This is a genomic window from Prosthecobacter sp. (genome assembly GCF_044232965.1).
Lineage (GTDB): Bacteria > Verrucomicrobiota > Verrucomicrobiia > Verrucomicrobiales > Verrucomicrobiaceae > Prosthecobacter.
Window position 1 is genome coordinate 1 of sequence record NZ_JBIIKX010000135.1, and the last position, 5,889, is coordinate 5,889.

Annotated in this window: 4 protein-coding genes; all 4 read left to right on the forward strand. The window is 57.6% G+C overall.

Translation table 11 applies throughout. The features are described from left to right. Positions 1-1,453: hypothetical protein (locus ACILSI_RS26480; protein ID WP_395724937.1), on the forward strand; the 1,453-nt coding region annotated here is incomplete at its 5' end. After that, entirely contained in the window at positions 1,450-4,575 is a 3,126-nt protein-coding gene (locus tag ACILSI_RS26485; protein WP_395724938.1) for a type I restriction endonuclease subunit R, read from the forward strand. The genes ACILSI_RS26480 and ACILSI_RS26485, both read left to right, overlap by 4 nt. Continuing rightward, entirely contained in the window at positions 4,559-5,293 is a 735-nt protein-coding gene (locus tag ACILSI_RS26490) for a M48 family metallopeptidase (protein WP_395724939.1), read from the forward strand. Before ACILSI_RS26485 ends, ACILSI_RS26490 begins: the two co-directional genes overlap by 17 nt. Before the next feature lie 24 nt (positions 5,294-5,317). Next, on the forward strand, positions 5,318-5,863 hold the full coding sequence (locus ACILSI_RS26495) for a hypothetical protein (RefSeq protein ID WP_395724940.1): 546 nt from the start codon (positions 5,318-5,320) through the stop codon (positions 5,861-5,863). Positions 5,864-5,889: the final 26 nt, after the last annotated feature.

Sequence of the window (5,889 nt, forward strand, 5' to 3'; positions counted from 1 at the left end):
CAGCCTGCTCGGCATTATCGAAGTGGACCTCCACATCGAAGAAGTCACCGGCCCGGACAAGACGCTCGATGTGGTGGTGGACATTTTCAACCGGGTGAACAGCGGCGGCACGAAGCTCTCAAAGGGCGATCTGGCGCTGGCCAAGATTTGCGCCGACTGGCCGGAAGCCCGCGACACCATGAAGGCCAAGCTCAAGGAATGGAGCAAAGCCGATTTCCATTTCAATCTGGACTGGCTGCTGCGCTCGGTGAACACGGCGCTGACCGGCGAGGCGAAGTTCCAATTTCTGCACGAGAAGAGCGCGGTCGAAATTCAGGACGGCCTGAAGCGCGCCACCAAGCATGTGGATACCAGCCTGAACCTCATCAGCGGGCGACTGGGGCTGGATCACGATCAGGTGTTCTTCGGGCGCTTTGGTGTGCCGGTCATGGTGCGCTATCTCGACCAACGCAGCGGACCGATGGATGTGAAGGAGCGCGACAAGCTGCTGTTCTGGTTCGTGCAGGCGGGCATGTGGGGGCGCTTCTCCGGCTCCACGGAGTCGTTCATTGATCAGGACTTGGCAGCGTTGGAAGGGGATGATGGCGGGCTAGACAAGCTGCTGGAGCAATTGCGGCTCTGGCACGGAGGGCTGCGGGCCGAGCCGGGACACTTCACCGGCTGGAGCCTCGGTGCCCGCTTTTATCCCGTGCTGTATTTGCTGACGCGGATGGGCGAGTCGCGGGACTGGGGAACGGGACTGCCGCTGAAAGCGAACCTTCTCGGCAAGATGAGCCGGTTGGAAGTGCATCACATTTTCCCCAAGGCCCAACTCTACAAACGTAAGTTCAAGCGGCCGGAAGTGAACGCCCTTGCGAACTTCTGCTTCCTCACGAAGGACACCAACCTCGACATCAGCGACCGTTTGCCCGAGGAGTATTTCCCAAAGATCGAGGCGGCGCAGCCGGGCGCGTTGGCATCTCAATGGATTCCCACCGACCCTGCGCTGTGGAAGATGGAAAAGTTCCGGGAGTTCCTCGAAGCTCGCAAGACGCTCCTCGCGGCTGAACTGAATCGGCGTATGGAAGACCTCCTTCATGGCGACACCCGCTGGCTGGCTGGCGCGGCAGCCATGGTGCCCGCAGTTACCGTTGCAACTGGCGGCATCACCAGCGAGGAGGAAGAGGAGCAACTCGAAACGATCAATGACTGGATGGAACAGCAGGGTCTCCCTCGCGGGACCCTAGCGTATGACTTTGCCGACGCCGCGACGGGTGAACAAAAAGCGGTGTTCGACCTCGCCTGGCCCAACGGCATCCAAGAGGAACTGAGCCAGCCGGTCGCGGTGCTGTTAAACGAGAGCACTGAAACCATTGGCATCGCCAGTCAAGCCGGGTATCGCTGCTTCACTGGAGTCGAGGAATTCCGTCGGTATGTGGAAAGTGAGATACTTGTTAGCGAGTCACAGGCATGACCACTATTGGCCAGATCGAGCTGAAGACGCAGGAGCGGGTGAAAAAACTCTTCACCGGCAAGCTCGGCTATAACTTTCTGGGCGACTGGAGCGACCGTGAGAACAACCGTAATGTGGAGCGGGAGGAACTGCGAGAATATCTCTGGAAGTGCCATCAGGACCCGAAGCTCATCAACCGCGTCATCGACCACTTGGAAAAAGTCGCCGGGGATACGAGCAAGAGCCTCTATGACCGCAATCGTGCAGTGTATGATCTGCTGCGCTACGGCGTAAAGCTGAAGCCCGACGTGGGAGAAAACACGGTCACGGTGTGGCTGATCGACTGGGCGCAGCCGCTGAACAATCACTTTGCCATCGCGGAAGAAGTGACTGTGGCAGGCGCGGATGCCAAAGCGGCAACGAAGCGCCCAGACATCGTGCTGTATGTGAACGGCATCGCCCTCGGAGTGCTGGAACTGAAACGCAGCACTGTCTCTGTGGGCGCGGGTATCCGGCAGAATCTGGACAACCAGAAGAAAGAGTTCATCCAGCCCTTTTTTTCCACCATGCAGCTCGTGCTGGCAGGCAATGATACCGAAGGGTTGCGCTACGGAACGATTGAAACCAAGGAAAAGTATTACCTGAACTGGAAGGAGCCGGGCGAGATCGATAATCTGCTGGACCGTCAGCTCGTCCAGATGTGCTCCAAGCCGCGGCTGCTGGAACTCATCCACGACTATGTGGTCTATGACGCCGGGACAAAGAAGCTCTGCCGACACAATCAGTTCTTCGGCGTGCAGGCGGCGCAGGAATACCTACGCCGTCGCGAAGGCGGCATCATCTGGCACACGCAGGGCAGCGGCAAGAGCCTGACCATGGTATGGCTGGCGAAATGGATTCGTGAGAACATTACGGATGCGCGTGTGCTGATCATCACTGACCGCACGGAGTTGGACGAGCAAATCGAAAAGGTCTTCGTGGGGGTCAATGAGGAGATCTACCGCAGCAAAAGTGGCGCTGACCTGGTGGCGAATCTGAATGCGGCCAAGCCCTGGCTGCTGTGCTCACTGATTCACAAGTTCGGCACCAAAGAGGATGATGACACGGATGAAGAGAGCGCGAAGGAGTTCATTGAGGCCATGAAGAAAGCCCTGCCGCCGGATTTTCGCGTGAAGGGAAACCTGTTTGTCTTCGTGGACGAATGCCACCGCACCCAAAGCGGCAAGCTGCATGAGGCGATGAAGGCCATTCTGGGGGAAGCTGTGTTCATCGGCTTCACGGGCACGCCCCTGCTCAAGTCGGACAAGGCAAAGAGCGTGGAGACCTTTGGGCGCTACATTCACACCTACAAGTTTGACGAGGCAGTGCGGGACAAGGTGGTGCTGGACCTGCGCTATGAGGCGCGTGACATCGACCAGAACATCACGTCGCAGAAGAAAATCGACCAATGGTTTGAACTGAAGACGAAGGGACTCACCCCACTGGCGAAGGCCCAGCTCAAGCAACGTTGGGGCACAATGCAAAAAGTGATGAGCTGCCAGGACCGGCTGGAGAAGATCGTGGCGGACATCCTGCTGGACATGGAGCTGAAGGACCGCCTGAAAAGTGGCCATGGCAACGCCATGCTGGTGGCCGGAAGCATCTACGAGGCTTGCAAGTTCTATGAGTTGTTCGCCAAGACCGACCTTAAGGGCAAGTGCGCCATCGTGACCTCCTACGTGCCGAGCAATGCCAGCATCAAGGGTGAGGAATCCGGCGAAGGCCAGACCGAGAAGTTACGCCAATATGCCATCTACCAGCAGATGCTGGCCGAGTGGTTCAATGAACCAGCAGAGTCGGCTCTGAACAAGATCGAGGCTTTTGAGAAAGCTGTGAAGCAGAAGTTTATCAATGATCCCGGCCAGATGAAGCTCATCATCGTGGTGGACAAGCTGCTGACCGGCTTTGATGCGCCCTGTGCCTCCTACCTCTACATCGACAAGCAGATGCGTGACCACGGCCTGTTCCAAGCCATCTGCCGTGTGAACCGGCTGGACGGTGATGACAAGGAGTTTGGCTACATCATCGACTACAAGGATCTCTTCAAGAGCATCGAGTCCGCCGTGGATGACTACACCTCGGGCGCTCTGGATGGCTTCGACAAGGAAGACGTGGCTGGTTTGCTGGAAGACAGGCTCAAGAAAGCGCGTGAACGCCTGGAGGAGACTCTGGAGGCGGCGCGTGCCCTTTGTGAAGCTGTGGAGCCGCCCAAGGATCAGTCCGCCTACCTGCGCTATTTCTCCTCCAAGGAGCCGGGGAATGCGGCCCAGCTCAAAGCCAACGAGCCGCAGCGCCTTTCTCTCTACCGGCTGACGGCTTCTTTGATCCGGGCCTATGCGGACATCGCCGGCGAAATGGAGAAGGCAGGATACAGCGCGGACGAAGCCGCTGGCATCAAGAAGGAGGTCTCCTTTTACGAAAACCTGCGCAACGAGGTGAAGATCCACAGCGGTGATGCCATCGACCTCAAGCAGTATGAGCCTGCCATGCGGCACCTGATCGACGCCTACATCCGCGCCGAGGAGAGTGAGAAGGTCTCTGACTTCGACGACATGTCACTGGTGGAACTCATCGTGGAACGAGGTGTGGAGGCAGTAAAGGATCTGCCCGACGGCATCCGCAAGAACCAAAAAGCGGTCGCGGAGACCATCGAGAACAATGTTCGCCGACTGATCATCGACGAATCACCGATCAATCCGAAGTATTACGAAACGATGTCAGCACTGCTGGATGCCCTGATCGCAGAGCGGAAGGCGGGTGCGACTGAATATGCCAAGTATCTGGCCAAGCTCGTCGAGCTGACAAAGAAGGCGAAGACAGGACCTGAGAGAGCTGCCTATCCTGCTGCTTTGAACTCACGGGGCAAGCGCTCGCTCTACGACAACCTCGGCAAGAACGAGAAGGTAGCGCTGGCGGTGGATGAAGCCGTGAAGAGCCGCCGACAAGATGGCTGGCGAGGCAATGCGGCCAAAATCAAACGCGTGCGGATAGCCATCAGTGAAGTGCTGGAGGGCTTCATGGAAGCTGTGGTGAGGGAGTCATCCCATGATGAATTGGTGGATCGAATCATGGAGATCGTGAAGAAGCATGAAGACGACTACTAAACCGCGCCAGCTTGTGGTAGGCGGCGTGGAAGTCTCCGTCCTCCGCAAGTGCATCAAGAACCTGCATCTGGGAGTTTACCCGCCGCAGGGCCGTGTGCGCGTGGCGGCACCGCTTAAGATGAGTGATGACGCCATCCGTCTCGCCATCGTGACGCGACTGGCCTGGATCAAGCGCCAGAAGAGCAAGTTTGCCGAGCAGCCCCGCGAAACGAAACGTGAAATGGTGCGTGGTGAGAGTCATTTCTTCCTGGGGAAGCGCTACCGGTTGAAGATCGTGCCAGGCACCGGGGCAGCCAAGGTTCTGCTACCAAACAACACCTCCATGGAATTGCATGTGCCCGTCTCTTCAACCGCAGAGCAACGGGAGAGAGCACTCCACCGCTGGTATCGTGCGCAACTCAAGGAGCTGGTGCCGCCCTTGCTCGCCAAGTGGCAGCCTCTCCTCGGCGTGACCACCAGCGAGTGGGGCATCAAACGCATGAGAACCAAGTGGGGCACCTGCAATGCCGAAGCTCACCGCATCTGGCTGAATCTGGAACTGGTCAAGAAACCTGTGCAGTGCCTCGAATACATTCTGGTGCATGAGCTGACCCATTTGTTGGAGCCCTCCCACAACGCTCGCTTCGTGAGTTTGATGGATCGCTTCATGCCCAAATGGCAGTTCTACCGTGAGATGCTCAATCGTCTGCCGGTGAAGCATGAGCGGTGGGGAGCTTGAAATACCTGGTGCTGATTCGCCGCCATGAACACCGCCCTCCAATCCCTCATCGCCGAAGCCACTCGCTACGCTCGTTTCACCATGAAAAAGAGCGCTTCGCTGGCTCCGATCATGATGGCTTCAACAGAGAAGGGCATCATTCTGTTTAGCCCGAACGGTTTGAGCGATACGGGTGCCAAGGACGATTTCGCCAACAAGGTCCGCCTGATCACTGCCTCGTATGGTGCTTCTGCGGTGGTGCTCATTGTGGAATCCTGGATCACGAAGGCCAAGGCAGATGAGCCGCTGGACGCGTTGACTCCACCTTCAGAATCGTATGATCGGGAGGAAGTTGTGGTTCTGATCGGTCAGGCTCCGCAGGGCAACATCACACACCTCCTGCCCATCCATCGTCTCGGAAACGGCAAATTCTGGAACCTGGGTGATGCCGAAGACATGCCCGCCGACAGTTTTGAAGGGAGGTTTGCCGGCATGCTTCCACCCAAACCCGTCGATGAGAAAACACGGCAGATGGGAAAGATGCTGCTTGAGGCGATGGGAGTGAAGGTGACGCCTTTGAAGGGCAGGTGATGTGCAACGAGCGCTGGGTATGCACT

What these genes read in the sequence shown, in the direction of transcription:
- ACILSI_RS26485 (WP_395724938.1), top strand. Translation starts at nt 1,450, where the DNA reads ATGACCACTATTGGCCAGATCGAGCTGAAGACGCAGGAGCGGGTGAAA.
- ACILSI_RS26495 (WP_395724940.1), top strand. Translation starts at nt 5,318, where the DNA reads ATGAACACCGCCCTCCAATCCCTCATCGCCGAAGCCACTCGCTACGCT.
- ACILSI_RS26490 (WP_395724939.1), top strand. Translation starts at nt 4,559, where the DNA reads ATGAAGACGACTACTAAACCGCGCCAGCTTGTGGTAGGCGGCGTGGAA.